Source organism: Micromonospora chalcea (assembly GCF_028768405.1).
GTDB lineage: Bacteria > Actinomycetota > Actinomycetes > Mycobacteriales > Micromonosporaceae > Micromonospora > Micromonospora chalcea.
In genome coordinates this window covers 6,815,210-6,838,212 of sequence record NZ_CP118233.1, presented here as the reverse complement: position 1 = coordinate 6,838,212, position 23,003 = coordinate 6,815,210, and the positions used below count along the sequence as shown (strand labels likewise).

Genomic DNA, 23,003 nt, shown 5'->3' with positions numbered 1-23,003 from the left:
CTCGGCACGGTTGACCGAGTACCGAGCCGACCCAGGAGGCAGCATGCATACCGATGCCAGGATCGCCGTCATCTACTACTCCGCCACCGGCACCGTGCACCGGCTCGCGCAGGCATTTGTCGACGGAGCCGCGGACGCCGGCGCGGAGGTCCGCCTGCGCCGGGTGGCAGAGTTGGCGCCGGAGCACGTCATTGATGCCAAGCCGCAGTGGCGAGCCCACCTCGACGCCACTGGCGACATTCCGGTCGCCACCCTGGACGACCTCCGGTGGGCCAACGGGTACGCCTTCGGCACGCCGACCCGTTTCGGGAACATCTGCTCTCAGCTGCGCCAGTTTCTCGACACCACGACCGGCCCATGGCAGGCGGAGGAACTGGCCGACAAGCCGGCGACCGGTTTCACCGCCAGCTACGAGGAACACGGCGGCCAGGAGGCGACTCTGCTCAGCCTCTACCAGACCTTCCACCACTGGGGGTCGATCATCCTGCCTACGGGCTACCTGAACTACGACACCGCTCACGTCGCCGGCGGAAACCCGTACGGCGTCAGCCAGGTGGAGAGCCGCGCCAGCCGGGATCCCGAGTACGCCAGAGCGGTCCTCGAGACGGCCTGCTTCCAGGGCGCACGCCTGACCCGGATGGCAGCCGCTCTCGCCGCCGCCCGCGCGGACAGCAAGCTCGGGTAGGAGCCCGGCGGCGGGAGCAGTACGACACCGGGACGGAATCGTGAGTAGACGCGCGGGTCATGTCGAACATCGGCAGAAGGTGTACGGGGGTGTCCGCGCTCAACCCGGTCACGTCATCGGCCGCCTTTCGGGGCATGCGCCGAAGGCGATCGTGGGGAACTGATGCGGGGCGCCGCTTCCTCGCCTAAGCTGCATCCGAATACATCGATACCAATCAATTGCAGGTGTCGGCAGCCGGGGCCGGTCCAGGCAGCCACGGGCCTCGCATTCACCGACCCCGATTGGAGTACCCGATGACCTGGCGTCCAACCATCGCCGCACTCACCGGCCTGTGCCTCGCGCTCACCACCGCACCAGGCCCCGCCGGCGCCGCGCCCCCGGCACCTCGGCGCGCCGCTCATGTGAACGTTCACACCTACCCGCTCGCCGGGCCGCCCGGCGCGCCCCCCGGGGTCTGCCCGGGCGGCACCGGGTACGGCCCGCCGCTGCCGGCCGGCTCCGTGTCCGCGACGAAGATCCAGGGCGGGTTCTCGTTCCTCGAAGGACCGGTCTGGATCGCCGACGGCGGCTACCTGCTGATGTCCGACATGGCCGCGGGCACCGGGCCGTACAACGTGCAGCCCTCCACGATCCGCCGATTCACCCCGCCTTCGACCTTCGACACCTTCATCGCCGACTCCGGCAGCAACGGCCTGGCACTCAGCCCCGACGCCCAGCAGATCATCGCCGCCACCCACGACCAGCGGAACGTCTCCGCGTACCGGCTGAGCGACCGGACCCGCAGCACCGTCGCCGCCGACTACCAGGGCCGGGCGTTCAACTCACCGAACGACGTCGCGGTCCGTTCCGACGGCGTCGTCTACTTCACCGACCCCAACTTCCAGCGCGGCAACCGACCCGACCAGATGAGCGGACGTACCAGTGTCTTCCGCGTCTCCGGCGGCCAGGTCTCGCTGGTGGACGACCGGCTGCGGCAACCCAACGGCATCGCGCTCTCGCCGGACGGCGGCACCCTCTACGTGGGTGCCTACTCCGAGAACAAGATCTACAAGTACGTCGTCCAGCCCGACGGCAGCACCGGCGCCCGCAGCGTCTTCGTCAACTACCTCGGCGGTCCCGACGGCGTCACCGTCGACTGCGCCGGCAACGTGTACTGGGCCTCCGGCTCGGACGGGCTGATCCACGTCTACTCGCCCTCAGGCGCGCAGCTCGGCACGATCCGCTCCGGCGGCGCCGGCACCACGAACGTGGCGTTCGGCGGACCCGACCGGCAGACCCTCTACATCACCTCCGGCCGGACGAACGACTCCGGCCTGTACAGCATTCGGCTCAACGTCCCCGGCTACCCGTACTGACCAAGAACCCCGGGAAGGAAAGCACCCGTGCGGACTCATCCTCACCAGCTCCGACACCGCGTACCGCTCGCCCTGCTGATCTGCGCCGGCACCGTCCTGACCGGCGTACCCGCAAACGCCGCGGCGGCCGCGCCGGCGGCCGGCAGCCGGCCGGCGGCCCGGCTCGCCGCCGACACCAGCCCGCCCACCCGGCCGACCGGCCTGCGCAGCAGCCGGCTGACCTGCCAGTCCGTCACGCTTTCCTGGTACGCGTCCCGGGACAACGTCGGCGTCGCCTTCTACGACATCTACCACGACGGCCAGCTCGTCACCTCGGTCTCGGGACGGACGCTGACCGCCACGCTCAGCGTCGTGCAGGGTGTCACCTGGGGCTGGTACGTCAACGCCCGCGACGCCGCCGGCAACGTCTCGCAGGCCAGCTCCACGCTCTCGGTCACCCCGCCGTTCTGCCAGCAGGACACGACTCCGCCCAGCACGCCGACCAACCTGGCCGCGACGGTGAACGGCACGGCCGTGACCCTCACCTGGTCGGCCTCCACCGACAACGTCGCGGTCACCGGCTACACGATCCTGCGCAACGGTACGGCCGTCGGCTCCACCACCGGCACCGGCGGCAACCCGCCGGCGACCACGTTCACCGACACCGGGCTGACGCCCGACACCGACTACCGGTACACGGTGACCGCCCGCGACGCCCAGGGCAATGTCTCGGAGACGAGCGCCGCGGTCACCGCGCACACCGGCTCGGGCTGCACGAACCCGGTGTGCGGCGCCACGGTGGTCACCACCGAGAAGGACCTGCCCTGGGGCCTTGTGCAACTGCCCGACGGCACTGTCCTCTACGGCCGGCGCGACCTGTTCGACATCGTCGCCATGAACCCGGACGGCACCGACAAGCGCAGCATCGGCACCGTGCCGAACGTGGCCGGCACCAGCGGCGAGGGCGGCGTGCTCGGGCTGGCCGTCTCGGCCACCTTCACCACCGACCGCTGGCTGTACATCTACCACACCACCACGACCGACAACCGGATCGTGCGCATCCGCTACGACGGCACGCTGCAGACCGGCACCAGGCAGGTGCTCGTCACCGGGATCCCGCGCAACAAGTACCACAACGGCGGCCGGCTGCGCTTCGGCCCCGACGGCAAGCTCTACGCCGCCACCGGCGACGGGCAGAACCCCGACGTGGCCCAGGACACCAACAATCTCGGCGGCAAGGTGCTGCGGCTCAACCCCGACGGCACGGTGCCGGCGGACAACCCCTTCGGCAACCACGTGTGGAGCTACGGCCACCGCAACCCGCAGGGCCTCGCCTTCGACTCCCAGGGCCGGCTCTTCGAGCAGGAGTTCGGCAACAACGTCATGGACGAGACCAACATCATCGTCAAGGGCGGCAACTACGGCTGGCCCGCCTGCGAAGGCACCTCCGGCGACTGCGCCAACCCGAGCTTCAGGGCCCCGATCCGGACGTACCCGGTGGCCGAGGCCTCGTGCAGCGGCATCGCGATCGTCCGGGACGTGCTCTACATCGCCTGCCTGCGTGGCAACCGGATGTACCGTGCGGAGATCAGCGGCGACACGCTCACCAACGTCCAGCAGTACTTCGTCGGGACGTACTTCCGGCTGCGCACCGTCGAACCGACCCTCGACGGCAACCTGTGGCTGACCACGAGCACCGGCGGGGACAAGGACAGCACCCCGAACAACAGCAACGAGAAGATCCTCAAGGTGACCCTCGGCGGGGCGGCGTCCAGCCCCACGAGCTGAGGGCGAGCCGGGAATCCGGCACCGCCGGCCCCGGAGGGTGCCCGCGTCGCGCGGGCACCCTCCGAGCGGTCCGGGCCAGTACTGCAGCGGACCGCCGCCGGAGTGTCGACGAGGTGGCAAGTCAGGTGACGCCGACGTTCAGGTAGAAGTGGCCGAGCTTGAGCGACAGAGAGGCGCCTCCGAAGTGGTGAATGACCAGGGCCAACAGGATGACGATCAAGATGCAGACGACGAGCCAGATCAGGGACCACACGAACCTCGGGATCCCGTAGCGACCGACGCGAGCCATTAGGCTCGCCCCCTCGGCGGTGGCGCTGCAGCAGGCGCCGCCACGCATGGCCTTGTCGGCTGTCGATAACTGCGCCCGACGCTAGCGGACGTCTCCATACCCCCTCCTTCATCGAGGTGTCCGCGAAACTTCCCTACCGAGGCTCCCGCCAAACTGGGACGGAGCTTGGCGTCCCACGCATGGGCGAGGTCTCACGCCGAACGGGCGGCGCTACGCCTGAGGGGTCCAAGTCTGATACGGCCAGGTGCCGGCGGCACGGGCCCGATCCACCAGCTCGGGCGCCCGGGTGGTGACCTCGATGGCGAGCTGTCCTGCGTATCCGGCCATCGCTTCCGGGTACGTCCGTAAGGCAACCAGCAGCCGCCCAGCTGCGCTGAGACGTTCGACGGCGATTCGCCAGTCCTGACGGTCGACGGCGAGCGCGGCAGTGAGCAGCAGTGTGTTCGCGTACTCCCAGGCTGCGCGCTGGTCCAGCACGGCCAGCTCATGACGGATCGCGTAGGCATGTTCGGCCAGGGGCGCCGCCGTCGCTGTCTGCCGGCGTTCGAGCAGCGCGGAGGCGAGATTGTGCAGGGCCGTGCCGAGGATCCGGCGCAGCCGTGGATAGGCCGCCTCCGCGTCCGCGCAGCGGTCGATGACCTCCGACAGCAGCATGATCTGGTCTTCGTGACGTCCGGTGGCTTCCGCGACGACGGCGGCGTCGACCATGTGGGTGACCGCGTCAGCCAGCGCCTCCCGCTCGATGGTGGTCCCGCGTAGCAGGCCCTCGTGCCGCCGGACGGCAACGACCACGGACAGCCAGGCAAGGTCCCAGGCGTCGTCGCAGTGGCCGATCCGGTGCCGGAGCATCGCCCGCTGGTAGAGGGCCGCGGACCAGAGGCGCCGGACGTCCCGCCGGGCCGGGTCCGACGTCGCCCCGTCGTACAGGCTCAACTCGTCGGCGAGCTCGGCGAGGACGCGGTCGGCTTCGATGATCTGATCCGCGTCGGCCAGAGAGATACCTTGATCGAGCCGGGCGGCACAATCGGCGATCACCGACGGGTCAGCGGGCGGGCGGTTGCCGGGTGCACGGCCGGTCACCCGCGACTCCGCCGCCAGCCGAGCCGCGAACCCGCCGGCGGTAACGCCGGATGGTGCGGGCTGGGCCAGCAGATCCAGGTAGGAGCGGCGGACCCGCCATGCGCCCGAGTCGGGCACCACCAGGTTTTCCGGCGCGGCTTGTTGCAGCTGCGCCAGCGACGCCTCGGTCCGTTCTAGTCGCTTCTGCGCTCCGGAACCCTGGAACATCTGTTCCAGTGAGTACTGTTCAGTCAGCGCCACCCGCATCAGGTCCGGCCGCCCCAGAGCGCTGGCGACCCGCGCGAAGATTCCAAGGGCGTCCGCCAGGTCGATCACGGCGGCCGCTTCGCCGGTGTCGCGGGCGAGCCCACGCTGCAGGTCGACCATCTCGGCGGCCAACGGTCCCAGGACGGATGGGTCCGTCTCGAGTCTCAGGGTGACCAGCCCAGTCAGTGCCGCGGTCCGAGCGCGGCGGGCGTCGAGGCCGTCGGCGGGCCGGGGCGCGACCAACCGCCACACCCGTTCGACGACATCGCGCCCGCGATCGACGAGCCCGATGCCGGCCAGGATCTGGCCCGCCTGCACGGTGCGGACCACAGCGTCGGCATGCCAGTCCGGATCGGAGAGCAGATCGCCGGCGAGCGCGATGACCTCCTCGGCCTGTTCCCGCAGATCAGTGACGTCACCGCCATCGGCGAGCCGTTCCTGAGAGAGGTTCAGAGTGGCGCGGCCGAGAGCATGCAGCAGACGCCCGGGATCGCCCAGACCACGGGCAGCGGCAACCGCCCGCTCAACGGCCGCCCGGGTGTCCGGGCCGAGACCGGCCCGCGCGGTGATCTCGTCGGCGGCGCTGAGCAGGCGATCGACCTCGGCAGGTTCGCTCATCACACCTCCAGTGCTGGACGACGAGTTGCCGTGACCAGCTGTTGTGCCCGCACTGAGCACCGCGAGCAGCAGTCGACCGATCATGAAACCCGAGGCACCGCCCGCCCCGGCGAGGTACACCCGTGCATCGGCGGCGAGCCAGCACGTCGCGATCCGCTCTCATCCGCCAGTGACGTGACACGCCGTGAGGGCATGTCGCACTTCTACCAGGAGCCAGAGGAAAGAAGAAGAAGATCGATACGGTCTCGCGGATGCCATGAAGTTCTGCGAAGACGCAGATATAACGACATTCGACGCAATCGGCTGCTCGCGGTCGCTGCTGCCGGAGCAGCTGCAACCGACCCCGCCGACGGGGCCTGCCTCGAGCGTCACGCCGGGGCCTGGGCGAGGTCGCGGCCGGCGGTGGCTCGAACGGCCCGGGGCCAGGTCCATGCGGTGCGCAGGATGAAGGCCAGGAGCAGCAGTTCGAGCCCGATGGAGAAGCCGTAGAAGTAGAGGTAGGTCCAGGATTCGCCGTCCGCGTTGTACACCGTGACGGGGATGTAGAGCGTTGCCACGACGAGGTTGGTGGCGCGGTTGACACGGGCGGGGAGCGTCGTGGAGAGCAGGATCATGAGGATCGGGACGGCCATGAGTGTGAGCGCGAGGGCGACGAAGGTCGGGCCCGTGTCGAACCCGTGCACGGCGCCGGCCAGGATGTCGTCGATGAAGCCGGGCTTGTACAGGGCGAGGTAGTCGACGTAAATGTAGAGGAACATGAAGCTGGCCCAGGCCGCGGCGAGCTTCGCCTGGACCGGGAGGTGCGCTTCCTGGAGCGCACCGGCCCGTCTGTCGGTTCTGGTCATCACGTCTCCTGTCTGCTGGCGTCAGCCGGGTCGGCTCACTCGATGTCTCCACACTGACCAGCGTCGGCGGGCGTCACATCCGCTTGCGGGCTCGGGCTGTCCTGGCCCCGGGCGCGGGAAACTCGCCGTACTTTCGGCTGATCCGCCCGAGGGGCGGCCCCCTTACGTTCTCGGAAAAGGGGGAAGCATGCTTGCTGGGATCTGGGCTGAGCCTCGCCCCACAGGTGCGCCGGTGCGTCTGTGGCGGGACTGGGCGCTGTCCTCGGCTCTTGTCGTGATCTCGGTCGTCGAGATGCTGCTGCGCGACGACAGGGCATGGGCGCCGCTGCTGGTCGGTGTCAGCGTCGTGGTCGCAGCGTGCCTGCTGTATCGACGCACGCGACCGCTGGCCGCGGTAAGCGTTGCCTTCGGAGCCGTTCTCCTCTTCGACATCGCGAGGATCGCGGTCATCGACGCCACCGGTCTGCTGGGCATCGCAGGGCTGCTCGTGTTGCCCTACGCCCTGCTGCGCTGGGGAGCAGGTCGTGAGGCTGCCCTCGGACTCGGCATCATCCTCATCTGGCTACCCGTCACCCTCGTCGCGGAGTCGACCTCACCCGCGGAGAAGGTCGCCGGTTACGGCTTCTTCCTGTGCTCTGCCGCGCTCGGAGCGGCAGTGCGCTACCGCACCAGAAGCCACGAGCGCGACGTCGAGCAGGTCCGGCTCCACCAGCGCAACGAACTCGCCCGCGAGCTGCACGACACGGTCGGCCATCACGTCTCGGCCATCGCCGTCCAGGCACAGGCAGGTCGCGCGCTGGCCGCCGCAGATCCGGAGCGCGCGCTGGCCACCCTGGTCACCATCGAGGAAGAGGCGTCCCGGACGCTCAGGGAGATGCGAGCCCTCATGGGCGTGCTGCGCGACGGTACGGACGCCGATCTCACCCCTCGGCGAGGAGTGGCGGACATCGAGCGACTCGCTCGTCCCGGCGGCGAGGTGCTGGGCGTCCGCGTGCAGGTCTCCGGTGACGCCGACGCCGTTGAGCCGGCGGTCGGCACCGCCCTCTACCTGATCGCCGCCGAGGCGGTCACCAACGCGACCCGCCACGCCCGCGGCGCCACCGGAGTCACCGTCGACGTCACCGCATCCCGCGACCAGGTGCACCTGCGGGTACGCGATGACGGCGAGGCGACCACGACCAGCTCTTCGCACGCCGGCTACGGGCTGCGCGGCATGGCCGAGCGGGCGAGCCTGCTCGGCGGCACCCTCCGGGCGGGACCTGCCGCGGACGGCGGCTGGAGCGTCGACGCCTCGCTGCCTCGGACAGCGCGCACGTCATGACCATCCGCGTGCTGGTCGCTGACGACCAGGACATCGTCAGGGCAGGGCTCTGCATGATCCTGAACGCCCAACCGGGCATCGCCGTCGTCGGCGACGCCGCCGACGGCCGCCGGGCGATCTCCATGGCCCGTTCGCTGCGTCCCGATGTGTGCCTGCTGGACATCCGCATGCCCGAGGTCGACGGGATCGAAGCCACCCGCCGGCTCGCCGGGGCCGACGTCGCCGATCCTCTGGCCGTCGTCGTCATCACCACCTTCGACCTCGACGAGTACGTCTACGGCGCGCTCAAGGCAGGCGCCCGCGGCTTCCTCCTCAAGGACGCCGGCGCCGAGATGCTCACCCAGGCCGTCCATGCCGCGGCCCGCGGCGACGCCCTGATCGCACCGAACATCACCGCGAGGCTCCTGTCCTCCTTCGCGAACAGCCGCCCGCGCTCGGTGCCACCTGAGCCTGTCGAGCCGCTGACCGCTCGCGAAGAACAGGTTCTGCTGGCTGCCGCTCGCGGGCGGACCAACAGCGAGATCGGCGATGAGCTGTCCATCAGCCTCAGCACCGTCAAGACCCACATCGCCGCCCTGATGCGCAAGCTCAACGCCCGCAACCGCGTCGAGATCGTGATGTGGGCCTACGAGACACGCCGCGTCGGCACCTGACCGGCGCCCGGATACGCGAGTCGCGGAAACAGGAGTGCGGGGGCCCGACAAGGCGAGAGACCCACCTCGGGCGGGTTCAGTGGGCATGCCGCGGGCGTCGGACGTCCGTTCGACACCCATCAGGCCCGCGCAGCCATCAGCGCATCGGTCTCGGCGAAGCCCAGTGAGCCGTCGAGTGCCAGGTAGGTCCCAGCGGCCAGCAACTCGCGGGCGGCGCGCCGCGCCGCCGCGTACGCGGCCAGGGCGATCGCCGGGCCGAGGCTGACCCTCGTGACGCCCAGGTCGGCAAGCTCACTGATCGAGGGTGAGCCCGGCCCGGCCATCACGTTCAACGGCACCGCGAGCTCGGCGGCGAGCGCCGCTATGGTTTCGGCGTCGGCCACGCCGGGCACGAAGATGCCGTCCGCGCCGGCGGCGATGCAGGCCGCCGCCCGGTCAAGCGTGTCCCGCAGTCGGGTGGCGGGATCTCCGAGGGACATCAGGTAGGTGTCGATCCGGGCGTTGATGAACAGCGCCGAACCGGCGGCCTTCCGCGCAGCCGCGATCCGTTCGACATGTTCGGCGGCCGGTTGCGGACCGTCTTCCAGGTTGACACCTACCGCTCCGGCGTGAAGCACCCTACGGATCGTCTCGGCGATCCCGTCGGGGTCGTCCGCGTACCCGCCTTCGATGTCGGCGCTGACCGGCAGGCTGACCGTGGACGCTACGCGGGCGATCAGGTCGAGTGCGCGGTCACGGCCCATCGCCTCGCCATCGCCCGTGCCTATGCTCCAGGCCGCCCCGGCGCTGGTAGTTGCGATGGCGGCTGCTCCGGCCTCCTCGATCAGCCGCGCGCTCGCGGCGTCCCAGGCGTTGGGCAGCACCAGCGGTTGACCGGGGCGGTGCAGGGAGCGGAAGTGCAGGGCTTGTTCGTGGTGCGAGTGGGTCATGGCCTTAAGCAAACCGCCGATCGGGCAACCGGTCTGGCGGGTATCAGACCACGCCGTCACGCCGCTGCCCCTGGCCCCCATTCCTTGCCATCACGTACGCCCTCGGCCCGCGTCCTCTTGAGACCGGGCCGCCGCCGATCTGCGGCCTGCGGACTCGACCACGGGTACTGGCGCTCCGCCATGGCGGACCTAGCGCCGCACTTCGCTTGTCACAGGTCGTGACCCGGTCGGATCGAGTGCCATGCCGCGCGTATGTGGCTGCGCATGACCGACTCCGCCCAGTCCGGGTCGGCCGCGGTGAGGGCTGCCACCACTTCGTGGTGGTGAGCCAGGCTACGGCGCAGGGATTCGGGGCTGTAGCGGGAGAAGGTCCGCCAGACGAGGGGCATCTGGATCACCGACGAGACGACGCCGGCCAGGCGGCTGTTGTCGGACGCATTGAGGATCATCCGGTGGAACTGGTTGTTCAGCTCGGTGAGCTCGTCCACGTCGGTCGGTCGTCCGCCCGGCGCGAGCTCGTCCATCCGGTGGGCCAGCGCGTCGAGCGCGTCCAGGTCGACGGCGCCCGTGGTGGCCGCGAGTCGGCAGCCCCAGGGCTCGAGCACCGACCGCAGGCTGAAGATTTCGTCGAGATCGTGGATGCTCCAGGCCTGGACCTGCACGCCGCGGTTGCGCTCGTGACGGACCAGCCCCTCGGCGGTGAGCCGCCGGAGCGCCTCCCGGACCGGCGTGCGGCTCACGCCGATCGACTCGGCTAGCTCCCCCTCACGGAGCCACTCGCCAGCCGCCCGCTGCCCGGCCAGGATCTGTTCCCGGATCAGCCGGTATGCCTGGTCGGCGGCGTGGCCGTTGTCGGCCTCCCGCAGCGGGGTGCGGTCACTCATGATGCTCCGCACGGTAACAACGCAGAAAGTTGTATGCAATACGCCCGTCGGGCATTGACACCGTCGGCAGCATGAGCCTAGTTTTCCCGCACAGCCTGATGTGGCGACGATCACAGGCCCGGCTGATTGCATGCAAAAGACGCTGATTGAGGGATACATGAGCACTGCACTGCCGCTTGACGACGTCCGGGTGATCGAGCTCGGCCAGCTGCTGGCGGGGCCGTTCTGCGGCCAGCTCCTGGGTGACTTCGGCGCCGAGGTGATCAAAGTCGAGGACCCGGGTCAGGGCGACCCCATGCGGCAGTGGGGACGCGAGAAGCCGTACGGGAAGTCGCTCTGGTGGCCGGTGGTGGCGCGGAACAAGAAGTCTGTGACCGCGAACCTGCGGACCGGGGAGGGCCAGGACCTCGTACGCCGGCTCGTCGCGCGGGCGGATGTGTTGATCGAGAACTTCCGGCCCGGCACGCTGGAGCGCTGGGGCCTGGCCCCGGAGCGCCTGTGGGAGATCAACCCCGGCCTGGTCGTCACCCGGGTGACCGGCTTCGGGCAGACGGGCCCCTACTCCTCCCGCGCCGGATACGGCTCGATCGGTGAGGCGATGGGCGGGATTCGGTACGTAACTGGCGACCCTGATCGCCCCCCGGCCCGAGCCGGCGTCTCACTGGGCGACTCGCTGGCGGCGACGTTCGCCTGCCTGGGCACCCTGGTGGCGTTGCACCAGCGCGGACGCACCGGTCGGGGCCAGGTGGTGGACTCGGCCATCTACGAGGCCGTGCTGGCGATGATGGAGTCGCTCGTCCCCGAGTACCAGATTGCCGGCTACCAGCGGGAGCGGACCGGGACGACCCTGCCGAACGTGTCTCCGAGCAACGTCTACCCGACCGCTGACGGCGAGATGGTGCTGATCGCGGCGAACCAGGACACGGTGTTCCGCCGGCTCGCCGAGGCGATGGGGCGAGCGGAGTTGGCCACCGACGAGAAGTACGCCACGCACAGCGCCCGAGGGCGGTGGATGGAGCGGCTGGACGGCCTGATCGCCGAGTGGAGTTCCACTTTCGCGTCCGACGAGCTGCTCGAGCGGCTGCACAAGCACGGCGTTCCGGCGGGCCGCATCTTCCGGGCCAAGGACATGCTCGCGGACCCGCACTTCGCGTCGCGCGAGGCGATCGTCCGGCTGACCCATCCGGACCTGGGCGAGTTCGCCATGCACAACGTCGTACCCAAGCTCTCCGACAGCCCGGGCCGGGTCCGGCACGTCGGCCCCGAGCTCGGCGAGCACAACGAAGACATCTACCGCGGCCTGCTGGGACTCGACGACGACGCGATGGCGTCGCTGCGTTCCGCGGGCGTCATCTGAGGAGGAACCATGACCTACCGGCTCGGCGTGGACGTGGGGGGAACGTTCACCGACATTCTGCTGATCGACGAAGCGACGGGAGACACCTACCGGGCCAAGACCTCCTCCACGCCAGAGGACCAGTCGATCGGGGTGCTGCGGGGAATCGAGCGGGCCTGCGCCGCTGCCGGTGTGCCCATGTCGGAGATCGCCGAGGTGTTCCACGGCACCACGGTCGCCACGAACGCGATCCTTGAGGGCAAGGGCGCCCGGGTCGGGCTGGTCACCACCGACGGCTTCCGGCAGGTACTCCAGATCGCCCGGTCCTTCGTGCCGGGCGGCCTCGCGGGCTGGATCATCTGGCCGAAGCCGGAGCCGCTGGCCGCCCTGGAGGACACCGTGGAGGTCGTCGGCCGGATCGGCGCCGACGGCGGGGTGGTGACCGCACTCGACGAGGCGGACGTCCGCGCGAAGCTGCGCAAGCTGCGCGCCCAGGACATCGAGGCGTTGAGTGTCAGCCTGATCAACTCCTACGCCAATCCGGAGCACGAGCGCCGCGTGGCCGAGCTGGCCGCCGAGGAGCTTCCGGGCGTACCGGTGTCGTTGTCGTCCTCGGTGCTGCCGGAGCTCCGCGAGTACGAGCGGACCATAACCACGGTCGCGAACGCCGCCGTGCAGCCGCAGGTGGCGCGCTACGTGGCGAACCTGGAGGCGCAGCTGCGCGAGTCCGGGGTGGACGGCCGGCTGTGCATCCTGCGCAGCGACGGTGGCCTGGTCTCCGCGGCCGTCGCCGCGGACAACCCGGTGAACCTGCTGCTGTCGGGCCCTGCCGGCGGGGTGACCGGCGCGACCTGGGTGGCCGAGCAGGCGGGCTACTCGGATTTCCTGACCTTCGACATGGGTGGCACCTCCACCGACGTCGCCCTGGTCCAGGGGCTGTCGCCGCGGGTGGGCCGGGAGACCACCGTCGGGGACCTGAAGGTCCGCGCCACCTCCGTCGACGTACGCACGGTGGGCGCCGGCGGCGGTTCCATCGCCCACGTGCCGCCGCTGACCCAGGCGCTGCGGGTGGGGCCGCAGTCGGCCGGCGCCGCACCCGGGCCGGCGGCGTACGCGGCGGGCGGTGACCAGCCGACGGTGACGGACGCGAACGTGGTGCTCGGCTATCTGCCCACCGACCTGGCCGGCGGTGAGATCAGGCTGGACCGGGCGGCGGCGCGGGCGGCGGTGAAGTCGATCGCCGACGCCACCGGGCTGGAGTCGGTGGAGGCTGCCGCCGCGGGCATCATCGACATCGTCAACGAGAACATGTTCGGCGCGCTGCGGCTGGTGTCGGTGCAGCAGGGCTTCGACCCGCGCGACTACGCGCTGGTGGCCTTCGGTGGCGCCGGTCCGTTGCACGCCAATGCCCTGGGCAAGCTGACCGGGGCCTGGCCGGTGATCATCCCTCCGTCGCCCGGGGTGTTGTGCGCCTACGGCGACGCGACGACCAACCTGCGCGACGAGTCGGTGCGGACGCTGGTGCGCCGCTTCAGCGAGCTCACCGACGAGAGCCTGCGGGCGGTGCTCACGGAACTCGCCGGCAAGGCGTGCGCGACGCTCAGCGAGCAGGGCGTCCCCGAGGAGGACCAGAAGGTTGTCTGGTCCGCGGACCTCCGCTACCACGGACAGGGTTTCGAGATCCCGGTGGCCGTCGACATGGACGCGTTCGACGGGACCGGCGGGGGTCTCGCGGCCCTGCGGTCGGCGTTCGACGCCGATCACCAGCGCCTGTTCTCCTTCGTCCTCGACGCCGAACACGAGTTGGTGACCGTCCGGGCCACCGCGCACGGCCCCCGGCCGCAGGTCGCCGCGCCCGAGCTGGAGCGCGGTGACACGGACCCGAGCCCCGCGTTGCGGGCCCGCCACCGCATCTGGGTCGACGGCGCCGAGGTCGACGCCGGCGGCTACGACCGGGCCCTGCTGCGAGCGGGCAACGTCGTGCCCGGTCCGGCGATCGTCACCGAGATGGACTCCACCACCCTCGTGCTGCCTGGGCACACGGCGACCGTGCACCCCAGCGGCAGCCTCCTGATCCGTCCCGTCGACACCACCACGGAGAGCTGACCATGGCACGCCTCATCGAGACCGCTACCGGACCACTTCGCCGCGTGGACGTCGACGTGGTCACCCTCGACCTGATCGAGAACGGGCTGCGCAACGCCCGCTACGAGATGGACGAGGTGCTCTTCCGGACCGCCCTGTCCCCGGGCATCCGCGAACAGCACGACGAGTTCCCGCTGATCGCCAACCGCGACGGGAAGATGATGGTGGGACAGTTCGGGCTGTCCATCCCCGACTTCCTGGAGAACTTCGACGGTGACATCGAGGAGGGCGACGTCCTGCTGACGTCGGATCCGTACTCCTGCGGCGCGGCGATCAGCCACGCCAACGACTGGCTGGTGGTGCTGCCCATCTTCTTCGAGGGCCGGATCGTGGGCTGGTCGGCGATGTTCGGGCACATGTCCGACGTCGGCGGCAAGACCCCGGCGTCGATGCCGACCGACGCCCGCACCATCTTCGAGGAGGGCGTGGTCATCCCGCCCTTCAAGCTGTACCGGAAGGGTGTGCTCGCCGAGGACGCCCTGCGGATCATCCTCAACCAGGTGCGCAAGCCCGACTGGAACCGCGCGGACCTCAACGGGATCGTCGCGGCCTGCCGGACCGCTTCCCGTCGCGTGCAGGAGATGTGCGCCCGGTTCGGCGTGGACACCTACGACTCCGCGCTCGAGCAACTCCTGGACCGCAACTACCGGGCCATGAAGGTCCTGCTGGAGGCGGTCTTCAAGGAGGGCGAGACGCTGTCGTTCACCGACTACATCTGCGACGACGGTCTCGGCTACGGCCCCTACGAGCTGAAGCTCAGCCTGACCCGGACCGGCGAGAAGGTGCTGCTGGACTTCACCGGCAGCAGCCCGCAGGCGCAGGGCCCGATCAACTACTACATCAACGAGAACCTCGTCCGGATGTTCTTCGGCATCTACATGATCACGGTCGCCGACCCGCAGATCCTCTGGAACGACGGCTTCTACCCGCTGGTCGACGTCACGATCCCTGACGACTCGTTCTGGAAGCCGAAGTACCCGGCCGCGCTCAACGCGCGCAACCACGGCATCGGCCGCGTCTTCGACCTGTTCGGCGGCCTGCTCGGTCAGACCAATCCCGGGCTGCTCAACGCCGCGGGCTTCTCCTCGTCGCCGCACTTCATGTACTCGGGCACCTATGGGGCAGGCGAACGCAAGGGCGAGTGGTTCCAGCTGTACTCGATCGGGTTCGGCGGTATCCCCGGCCGGCCGGTGGGCGACGGCCCGGACGGCCACTCGCTGTGGCCGTCGTTCGTCAACATTCCGTGCGAGTACCTGGAGTCCTACTACCCGCTGCGGATCGAACGCTGGGAGACCATCGCCGACACCGGCGGCGCCGGGCTGCACCGCGGCGGAAACGGCGTCGACGTGGCCTACCGGTTCCTGGAGGCCGGCACGATCGCCATCCACGACGACCGCTGGCTGACCTACCCGTGGGGAGTCAACGGTGGCGAGCCGGGTGCGCGCGGCCGCAAGTGGCTCGAACGCGCCGACGGCAGCACCGAGATCCTGGGCAGCAAGGTGCACGACGTGCCGGTGACCCCCGGCGACGTGCTGCACTTCGTCACCTGGGGCGGCGGCGGATGGGGCGACCCGCTGGGCCGCGACCCGGAACTCGTCGGCCTCGAGGTCCGCCGCGGCCTGGTCACCCAGGCGGGGGCCCGCCGCTACGGCGTGGTCTGCGACGACGGCGGCGCCGTCGACGTCGCCGCCACCGAGAAGGTACGGGCCGAGCTGCGCCGCGGACGTCCGGACCCACTGCCCACCTTCGACATGGGGCCGCCGATCGCAACGGTCCTGGAGCGGTGCCTCGAGGAGACCGGCCTTCCTGCTCCCCGACCGCCGGTCGCCCGATGAGCTCCACGCCGGCCGGCAGCGACGACGGATTCGGGGGTTCGCTCCTGCCGGGTGCCCGTCCCGCCGTGCTCGTCGTCGATCTGATGCGGGCCTACTTCGACCCGGCCAGCCCTCTGTGCCTGCCGCCCACCGACTGCCTGCGGTCGGCCGGCCGAGTCGTCGCCGCGGCCCGCGACCACCGGATTCCCGTGCTGCACACCCGCGTCGCCTACGGACCCGCCGGTGTCGACGGGGGTCTGTTCGTCCGGAAGGTCTCCGCTCTTCGGCAGCTCTTCGACGGCGGTGGCGCGATGGGGGAACCGATGCCGCAGGTCTCCCCCGCCGACGACGAACTGGTACTGGTCAAGCAGTACGCCAGCGCCTTCTTCGGCACCTCCCTGGCCTCTACGTTGCGGACGCAGCGCATCGATACCGTTGTGCTGGTCGGCGTGAGCACGAGCGGTTGTGTCCGCGCCACGGCGGTGGACGCGATACAGCACGGTTTCGTCCCGCTGGTGGTCCGGGAAGCCGTGGCGGACCGCTCCACGGGTCCGCACGAGGCGAGCCTGTTCGACCTGCAGGCCAAGTATGCCGAGGTGATCAGCGAGGCCGGCGCCGTCGCGTACCTGTCGGAGGAACGATGAAAGCCAGGATCGACATCGTGGAGGTGTCGCCCCGTGACGGCCTGCAGAACGAGGCGACGCTACTGACCACCGACGACAAGGTCGAGCTCGTCGACCGGGCGGTACGAGCGGGAGCCCGGCGGGTGGAGGTGACCAGCTTCGTCAACCCCGCCCGGGTTCCGCAGATGGCGGACGCCGACGAGCTGATGGCCGCGCTCCCCCGCCATGAGGGCGTCCGGTACGCGGGCCTGGTGATGAACCGCCGCGGCCTGGACCGGGCTCTGGCCGCGAACGTCGACGAGATCAACGTCGTCGTCGTCGCCACGGACACCTTCTGTGGCCGCAACCAGGGCATGACCACGGCCCAAGCCTGCGACACCGCGGCCGAGCTGGTGCAGGCCGCCCGTACGTCGGGGGTGTTCACGACGGTGACTGTCGGCGCCTCGTTCGGATGTCCGTTCGAAGGTGAGGTCCCGATGGGCCGGTTGCGGGAGGTGCTCACCCGGGTGTGGGACGCGCGCCCCGATGAGTTGGCTCTCGCCGACACCATCGGGGTTGCCGTACCGTCCGATGTCACCGAGCGGCTGATGCTCGCCCGGGAGGTCACGGACTCGCGGACACCACTGCGGTTGCACCTGCACGACACCCGACACACCGGCGTGGCCAATGCGGTCGCGGCGGTCCAGGCGGGCGTCACCATCCTCGACGCCAGCATCGGCGGAGCAGGCGGGTGCCCTTTCGCGCCGACGGCGACCGGAAACGTCGCCACCGAGGACCTCGTCTACCTCCTCGACCGGATGGGGCAGCCCACCGGCCTGGACCTGGAGGAACTCACCTCGGCCGCCTCCTGGCTGGAACACAGACTCGGCAAGCAGCTCCCGGGCGCGCTGCTGCGGGCAGGGCCTTTTCCCGCCTGAGCCCGGCGGGCAGGGGCCGCCCTCGGTCGGGTACCACCGGTTCCTTCAGCGCCGCGTCGTGGACCTCGCGTGGGATGACGCTGTCGGCGAGCAACTGATGCAGCGACGGCTGCCGGTCCTGCCGTGACATCGTGTCCGCACAGCTTCGTACGGCCTCGGCGCAGTCGCCGGCCCGGTGTGAACTGTCGGCGAGCCGGTCGGATCAGGCTCGTTGCAAAGTCAGAGGGCCTGGTGGGAATCGTCTCCACCGGGCTCGGCTGGCACGGTTGCTGCAGCTCGCTGCTGCACTACCGGCATGAGGTGGCCGGTTTCCCTGGTCCAGCCGAGGAAGCGGCGGTGCAGCACGCCGGCCGGCGTCCACGGCATGTCCTCGGTGGCCTGGACGAGGTAGGCACCAAGGTAGAGGGCCAGCGACACCGGCGCATCCATGAACTCCGCCCGCAGCTCCCGCTTCCGGGTCGGGCAGGGCCAGGGCAGGTCGCAGCCACCGCAGCTCCAGACCGGCATGACCGGGCCGTGGGTGGTCACCGCGCACCCTCCAGGAACCGCGCGGTGATCGCCCGCGCCTGCCGACTCGTCGCCCATTCCACCTGCCAGCACGGGTACGGAGTCAGTCGCGCCCACCACGCTCGGCACCCGGCACACATGCCGTCGAGTCCGCGTACGTGAACCGCGACGATCGCCTGTTCCTGCTCGCTGGTCACTGCTCACCCTCCGACGGCCAGTGGCCCCGATTGATCGGTATCCGGTGCCGGGCGCGGCAGGGAAGGTCGGACCCACAGCGGCAGATGCACCGCCAGAGCCGCCACGACCACACCGGCCGGTGCCTGCGAGCAAGAGTCAGCGCGGTGGCAGAAAGGTATTCGTCATACGAGACACGCCGCACGGACCCTCCCTCGCTCACGAACGAGGGCGGCCTCCTGCCCCCGAATCTGAGGGGGACGCGGCGACCAGGCGATACCCGCACCGTCCGCCGCATCCCGTGAGCAGGACGCTACGGTCGGTCGCGAGGCGGAATGGGTAGGGTTCCTACCCCTGGATCACGAGAGCAGCCCGACCTTGACCGCGAGGTCACGGGCGTCGTCACGGGTAGAGCGCGGGCCGTCGAGCAGGTCCAAGGTGATCTGGCGGGCGTACCCGTTGAAGCGAATCGTCTCCGGGGCCGACTCGTACGCGTGCCGCAGGGTCTTCACGGCCGCTTCCTTGTCGTCCTTGCCGTAGTGCGCCCGCGCGACCTCGATGAGATGGCGTGCCCCGCGCGGTCTCGACGGGATAGCCGCCGAGTCGTGGCGGCGCGCCTGCCGTACCGCCTCACCGGACTTCTGCAACTCCACGGCCACTGTCACCGCGTGGGCGCCCATGATGACCCGGGAGAACGACGTCTGCGGCTGATAAAAACCTTCCGGCAGACGCTGTGCCACCAGGTTTGCACGATCCCAGTACCGCCAAGCCCGGCCTTCCTCGCCGGCACGAGCGGCGGTGTACGCGGCCTCGAAGTTGAGGGCACCCCACAACGCCAGCAGATTCGTGCCCGCGTCGGCCGCCCTCGGCTCCAGAGCCGACAGGACATCGTGCGTTACCGCCATGGCGGTGTCCCAGTCCCCGGCGTCCCGATGCACTTGACACAGGAACCATGCCGCGAGGGCCACCGCCTCCGGGTCACCCGAATCCTGCGCCGCCACCATCGCCCGGTCCGCGACCCGCCACAACAACTCGGCAGCCGGCTGGTACGCAAGAAACATCTGCGTCAAACCAAACGTCTCCGCCAACAGCGACTGCGCCCGCCGACGCTCGACGCCCTCGTACACCAGCGCGGCCCGCTGCACGTCGTGCAGAAGTCTCGGCAGCAGCCCACCCAGCACCGTCCGGTGATCGGACGCCTGATGACGCGCCCGCCACGCCACCGCAAGCCGCTCATGCAAACCGGCCAACGACTCCGGCTCAACGTCGTCGACGAGCACGACGCGGTTCACGGCGTCCCGCACCGACGCCAGCGCCGGATGCTCAGGCCCGTTCACGACAGCGGAACGGTCGCTCAGCTCGCCGGCCAGGGCAGACACGTCGACCTTGAGCGCACGCGCGATGCGGTCCAGCATGTGAATGCGCGGAGGCAGGATCCGATCGGTCTCCACCGCCTTGACCCACTCAGCGCTGCGACCGACCAGCCCACCCAGCACCGCGCGAGTCTTCCCGGACCGCTCCCTGTAGACCTTCAGCCGCTGCCCGAAGGTCAACTCCGGCAAGGATTCCATCCCGGACCTCCTCATAGCGCGGGATGCCGCCAACGGCCAACTGAGCCGCCGTGGCACCAACGCTACCGACCTGCTTGCGACCGCATAACCCCGAACACACCGGCATGCTGTCCGGCGCCCCGCGCTGGCTCCGACCTCCAGATCAGGAGTAGGGCTAATGCGAACGGTTCAAGGCCGAATGCGGTGAGCACTTCGGTGTGAACGTCGATTACAACTATCGCGGAATGCCGATGATCGCCGTCTGCTGCGGTTGACGGCCTCGGGAGTCCTGCGTTCAACGGGCCGGGTCCTCAGGTGGCCGGACGCTCCAGCTGGGAACGCGCCCGCACGAACATGCTGGCCGCGCTACCGGTAGAAGGCAAGTCGAGGAAGGCCACCATGCCGACGCTGTGGTGGTCAGCCCACGCACAGACTTCGACGTTGACGCCCTGGGTTTCACCCTTGCCGCAGCGGGCATCGCCGCCCATTGGCCCCGGCCGGGTCGGCTTGACACCGGACAGCCTCGGCAGGGTCGCGAAGAGTCTGTCGAGGGTCGCCTTCGGATCTGTTATCTTTCCGGACACTCCGCCGACTAGGGCGCTGTACTGCTCATCCGCAGTGGTGTAGGCCGCTGCGACCGCGCTAGTTGGCTCACCGTCGAGGAGTTCTTTGAGACCGCCCATGTTCTGCTGGGCTTGTTCGCGCAACTTCTGGCTCTTCGATTCGGGCCAACTGCTCAGCAACTTCTCCGGTTTTTCGAGACGCATGGCCGCGGTCGGTAAGGGCGACGCCGACCGCGCTTCCGTCTTTCGCTCCACGTTGTCGGCGGGTTGTGAGCAGCCGCTCGCCACTAGCAGGCCCGCGAGGGCTAGCGCGACACTCGCTCGGCGCGGCCCGGCGTTGGTATGCCCTGCACGCATGCGTCACTCCCTCGTCTCACGTCTACGGGCGCACGATATCCCAAAAGATCACGACGAAGGGTCCTGACTTCCGGCCAGCCAGAAGGGGCCTTTGACCTGCGTGGGCGATAACTGGGATCGAACCAGTGACCTCTTCGGTGTGAACTGTCGGCGAGCCGGTCGGATCAGGCTCGATGCGAGGTCGGACAACCTGTTGGTGTACTGCTCGGTCTGGTTCGGCTGGCACGGTTGCTGTACTTCGCTGCTGTACTGCTGGCATCAGATCAGACGCTGGATGCGGACCTTCGGGCGCTCATTTCTGAGGTGGCCTTGCTTGTGCTGGCGGACCTGCTCCTCCCAGGCCTCCTGGTCGTAGTCCGGGTCCGGCGGGGTCCACTTGTGTGAGCCGTCGCTGTAGTGGAACTTCTCGTCGCCGGCTCGAAGGATGCTCATCGGGTCCAGCCGAGGAAGCGGTGGTGCAGGTGGCCGGCAGGAACGTGGGCCAGGTCCTGGGCGGCGTCGACGAGCTGGGCAGCCAGGTAGAGGGCCAGCGACACAGGGGCGCGATCGTATTCGGCTCGCAGTTCGCGTCGCCGAGTCTGGCAAGGCCAGTCCCCCGCACAGCCGCCGCAGGTCCAGGCAGGTTTGATCGGGTGGTGGGTGGTCATCGCGGGCCGTCCTGGCTGGGCCAGTGGCCGCGATTGATCGGGATGCGGTGGCGGCTTCGGCAGGGCAGGTTGCTTCCGCAGCGGCAGACGTGCCGCCAGTGCCGCCATGACCAGACGGGCCGATGCCGGCGGGCGAGGGTAAGCGCCACCGCCAGGACGTACTCGTCGTACGAGACGCGCTTCATCGGGTCGCCGGAGCCGTTGTGGCGACTCTTCGCCGCGTCAGTGGATTGGAAGGGAGCACTGCCGCCTCCTCGTGCCGCAGGTGTCCGGGGGCGTGGATGCCCGATCACGGGGGATGCGTCGGGCACCCACGCCGGTGAGGACGGCCCACAGCGCCAACCGAGGGAATCGACCTCCTCGGCAACCTCCCATAGGTACCGTTGGGTAGTCAAGGGCTGACGTAGGTGGTGTACTCGTGTTGCCAACCGAGGGGAACACCGTGCCACCGCGTTACCGCTACGAGCAGATCGCCGACGACCTCGCCGAACGCATCAAGTCTGGCGAGTTCCCGCCGGGCTCCAAGCTGCCCAGCCGACGAGAGTTGATCGAGCACTACGGCGTTACCGAGCCGGTAATCGACCGCGCCATGCAGGTGCTACGGATCAAGGGGATGACCGAGACGCTGCCCGGTGTGGGCGTCTTCGTCGCCGAATAATCGCCCAAGGTCAGCCAGCCGCCTGGACCCCTCGCTTGTAAGTTCTGGGCGCGTCGACCGGCGGGGCCCGTCCGCGTCCCTGGCCTCGGGCACCTGTCCAGCCGTGCTTGGGAGAGCGTGGCTCCGTTCGCGCCAGTTGCTGTCACCGCTGCTGTCGACAGATGAGCCCTAAACGCATCGGGCGTAGCAGGGACTGCACCGGAGGGGCGCGACTGCCATGATCATGCCGTGGGACTTCTCTGCGATTACTTCTCGGCCGCCTCTGATGATGCAGCCGCCGCCGTGATCGATGTCCTTGGCGGTCCGCGTGCCGCCTCCGATCCCGGATCGGAGGTTGTCGAGCTGAAGGGTATTGAGCCCTTCGTGGTGCTGGGGAAGCTGGAGGAGTTGCTGACCGGCCTCGACTACGACTCGGTAACAGAGAACCTGAGGTGGGGTCACGCCGTCGCTGTTCGTCATGACGGCGAGCTACTTGTCGTCTCGCTAACGGATGAGGTCCAGGCGGCGCTGGCTACCGCGTCGGAAGCCGAGCTGCGTGGAGTGGCGTTGCCGTGGTCGCAGATCGAGGAGTTCTGGGGGCAGGGAGAGCCCTCACATCTGGCAGAGATTCTGATCGAGCTGGCAGCCTTGGCACGTCTAGCGACAGCACGTCACGAACGCCTGTACTGCTGGGTCTCCGTCTGACACGCATGCCCCCGGTTCTCGTCGCGCGAACCGTCAGACGTTGAAGCGGAACTGAGAGCCGCTGTCCCGCTACCAGCAGAGACGCTAGCCGGTGCCTGCTCAGACGGCGTCTCGGGCTGCCGACGTTGGTTGCTGGTCGACGACGTTTGACGGTGTCTTGTGCCCCCTGTGTGCCCCACATCCCGAGCCGCCTTACAACCCTAAGGCCATAGTGTCGGGTGCCGAGACGGCCCAGGGCCATCTGAAAGCACCTCTGGGTCAGACGTCATCGAGTGACACACACCTGCCGAAGCCGGTTGGACGTGCCGCTTACGCAGGCCCCGCAACGAGCCGCCGGCAGTGCTGTTCGTACGGCG

General features: G+C 69.4%; 22 protein-coding genes. 12 read left to right on the top strand and 10 right to left on the bottom strand.

Annotated elements, in window-relative coordinates:
* Positions 1–43: 43 nt before the first annotated feature.
* From wrbA to PVK74_RS30990, 3 genes are all read left to right on the top strand, one after another.
* Positions 44–685: an NAD(P)H:quinone oxidoreductase gene (wrbA, locus tag PVK74_RS31000; RefSeq protein WP_064447314.1), complete on the top strand. Its 642-nt coding sequence runs from the start codon at positions 44–46 to the stop codon at positions 683–685.
* Between the two features lie 293 nt (positions 686–978).
* Positions 979–2,040, top strand: coding sequence for an SMP-30/gluconolactonase/LRE family protein (locus tag PVK74_RS30995; RefSeq protein WP_274477851.1), 1,062 nt, complete (start codon positions 979–981; stop codon positions 2,038–2,040).
* 27 nt (positions 2,041–2,067) lie between these two features.
* Entirely contained in the window at positions 2,068–3,807 is a 1,740-nt protein-coding gene (locus PVK74_RS30990) for a PQQ-dependent sugar dehydrogenase (RefSeq protein WP_274477850.1), read from the top strand.
* A gap of 121 nt (positions 3,808–3,928) precedes the next feature.
* Here the strand turns inward: PVK74_RS30990 and PVK74_RS30985 are convergent, their stop codons facing one another.
* The 3 genes from PVK74_RS30985 to PVK74_RS30975 form a co-directional block, all read right to left on the bottom strand.
* A complete protein-coding gene (locus tag PVK74_RS30985; protein ID WP_274477849.1) occupies positions 3,929–4,060 on the bottom strand; it encodes a hypothetical protein in 132 nt (43 codons plus the stop codon).
* 246 nt (positions 4,061–4,306) lie between these two features.
* On the bottom strand, positions 4,307–6,040 hold the full coding sequence (locus PVK74_RS30980; protein WP_274477848.1) for a hypothetical protein: 1,734 nt from the start codon (positions 6,038–6,040) through the stop codon (positions 4,307–4,309).
* A gap of 368 nt (positions 6,041–6,408) precedes the next feature.
* The gene (locus PVK74_RS30975) at positions 6,409–6,885 is read right to left on the bottom strand and encodes a DUF6326 family protein (protein ID WP_113973345.1); all 477 of its coding nucleotides are present in this window, start codon (positions 6,883–6,885) and stop codon (positions 6,409–6,411) included.
* A gap of 274 nt (positions 6,886–7,159) precedes the next feature.
* Here PVK74_RS30975 and PVK74_RS30970 point away from each other — a divergent pair, with 274 nt between their 5' ends.
* Positions 7,160–8,206 carry a sensor histidine kinase gene (locus tag PVK74_RS30970; RefSeq protein ID WP_233514714.1) on the top strand — a complete coding sequence of 349 codons (1,047 nt, stop codon included), beginning with the start codon at positions 7,160–7,162 and terminating at the stop codon, positions 8,204–8,206.
* On the top strand, positions 8,203–8,859 hold the full coding sequence (locus tag PVK74_RS30965) for a response regulator (protein WP_043325390.1): 657 nt from the start codon (positions 8,203–8,205) through the stop codon (positions 8,857–8,859). Before PVK74_RS30970 ends, PVK74_RS30965 begins: the two co-directional genes overlap by 4 nt.
* Positions 8,860–8,978: 119 nt before the next feature.
* Here the strand turns inward: PVK74_RS30965 and PVK74_RS30960 are convergent, their stop codons facing one another.
* Together PVK74_RS30960 and PVK74_RS30955 are read right to left on the bottom strand one after the other, a co-directional pair.
* On the bottom strand, positions 8,979–9,788 hold the full coding sequence (locus PVK74_RS30960) for an isocitrate lyase/PEP mutase family protein (protein WP_233514715.1): 810 nt from the start codon (positions 9,786–9,788) through the stop codon (positions 8,979–8,981).
* Positions 9,789–9,997: 209 nt separating this feature from the next.
* Positions 9,998–10,672: a GntR family transcriptional regulator gene (locus PVK74_RS30955; RefSeq protein ID WP_113973347.1), complete on the bottom strand. Its 675-nt coding sequence runs from the start codon at positions 10,670–10,672 to the stop codon at positions 9,998–10,000.
* A 157-nt stretch (positions 10,673–10,829) separates the two neighbouring features.
* Here PVK74_RS30955 and PVK74_RS30950 point away from each other — a divergent pair, with 157 nt between their 5' ends.
* The 5 genes from PVK74_RS30950 to PVK74_RS30930 all read left to right on the top strand — a co-directional run bounded on the left by PVK74_RS30950 (position 10,830) and on the right by PVK74_RS30930 (position 17,507).
* Positions 10,830–12,029, top strand: a complete 1,200-nt coding sequence (locus PVK74_RS30950; RefSeq protein ID WP_113973348.1) for a CaiB/BaiF CoA transferase family protein — start codon at positions 10,830–10,832, stop codon at positions 12,027–12,029.
* 9 nt (positions 12,030–12,038) lie between these two features.
* Entirely contained in the window at positions 12,039–14,114 is a 2,076-nt protein-coding gene (locus tag PVK74_RS30945) for a hydantoinase/oxoprolinase family protein (protein ID WP_113973349.1), read from the top strand.
* Positions 14,115–14,116: 2 nt separating this feature from the next.
* Positions 14,117–15,988, top strand: a complete 1,872-nt coding sequence (locus tag PVK74_RS30940; protein WP_113973350.1) for a hydantoinase B/oxoprolinase family protein — start codon at positions 14,117–14,119, stop codon at positions 15,986–15,988.
* A gap of 65 nt (positions 15,989–16,053) precedes the next feature.
* A complete protein-coding gene (locus PVK74_RS30935; RefSeq protein WP_274477847.1) occupies positions 16,054–16,611 on the top strand; it encodes an isochorismatase family protein in 558 nt (185 codons plus the stop codon).
* Positions 16,608–17,507 (top strand): hydroxymethylglutaryl-CoA lyase, encoded by a 900-nt coding sequence (locus tag PVK74_RS30930; protein ID WP_113973352.1) that lies wholly within the window; start codon positions 16,608–16,610, stop codon positions 17,505–17,507. Before PVK74_RS30935 ends, PVK74_RS30930 begins: the two co-directional genes overlap by 4 nt.
* A 219-nt stretch (positions 17,508–17,726) precedes the next feature.
* Here PVK74_RS30930 and PVK74_RS30925 read toward each other — a convergent pair whose 3' ends face one another.
* The 5 genes from PVK74_RS30925 to PVK74_RS30905 all read right to left on the bottom strand — a co-directional run bounded on the left by PVK74_RS30925 (position 17,727) and on the right by PVK74_RS30905 (position 21,090).
* Positions 17,727–18,035, bottom strand: coding sequence for a hypothetical protein (locus PVK74_RS30925; RefSeq protein ID WP_113973353.1), 309 nt, complete (start codon positions 18,033–18,035; stop codon positions 17,727–17,729).
* Positions 18,032–18,211: a hypothetical protein gene (locus tag PVK74_RS30920; protein WP_113973354.1), complete on the bottom strand. Its 180-nt coding sequence runs from the start codon at positions 18,209–18,211 to the stop codon at positions 18,032–18,034. The genes PVK74_RS30925 and PVK74_RS30920 overlap by 4 nt, the downstream gene beginning before the upstream one ends.
* Positions 18,212–18,547: 336 nt before the next feature.
* Entirely contained in the window at positions 18,548–19,759 is a 1,212-nt protein-coding gene (locus tag PVK74_RS30915) for a helix-turn-helix domain-containing protein (RefSeq protein WP_113973355.1), read from the bottom strand.
* Between the two features lie 290 nt (positions 19,760–20,049).
* Positions 20,050–20,505, bottom strand: a complete 456-nt coding sequence (locus PVK74_RS30910; protein WP_113973356.1) for a hypothetical protein — start codon at positions 20,503–20,505, stop codon at positions 20,050–20,052.
* 411 nt (positions 20,506–20,916) lie between these two features.
* A complete protein-coding gene (locus PVK74_RS30905) occupies positions 20,917–21,090 on the bottom strand; it encodes a hypothetical protein (protein ID WP_199496033.1) in 174 nt (57 codons plus the stop codon).
* Positions 21,091–21,723: 633 nt separating this feature from the next.
* Here PVK74_RS30905 and PVK74_RS30900 point away from each other — a divergent pair.
* Together PVK74_RS30900 and PVK74_RS30895 are read left to right on the top strand one after the other, a co-directional pair.
* A complete protein-coding gene (locus PVK74_RS30900; RefSeq protein WP_113973358.1) occupies positions 21,724–21,963 on the top strand; it encodes a winged helix-turn-helix domain-containing protein in 240 nt (79 codons plus the stop codon).
* 228 nt (positions 21,964–22,191) lie between these two features.
* Positions 22,192–22,647 carry a hypothetical protein gene (locus PVK74_RS30895; RefSeq protein ID WP_013476971.1) on the top strand — a complete coding sequence of 152 codons (456 nt, stop codon included), beginning with the start codon at positions 22,192–22,194 and terminating at the stop codon, positions 22,645–22,647.
* Positions 22,648–23,003: the final 356 nt, after the last annotated feature.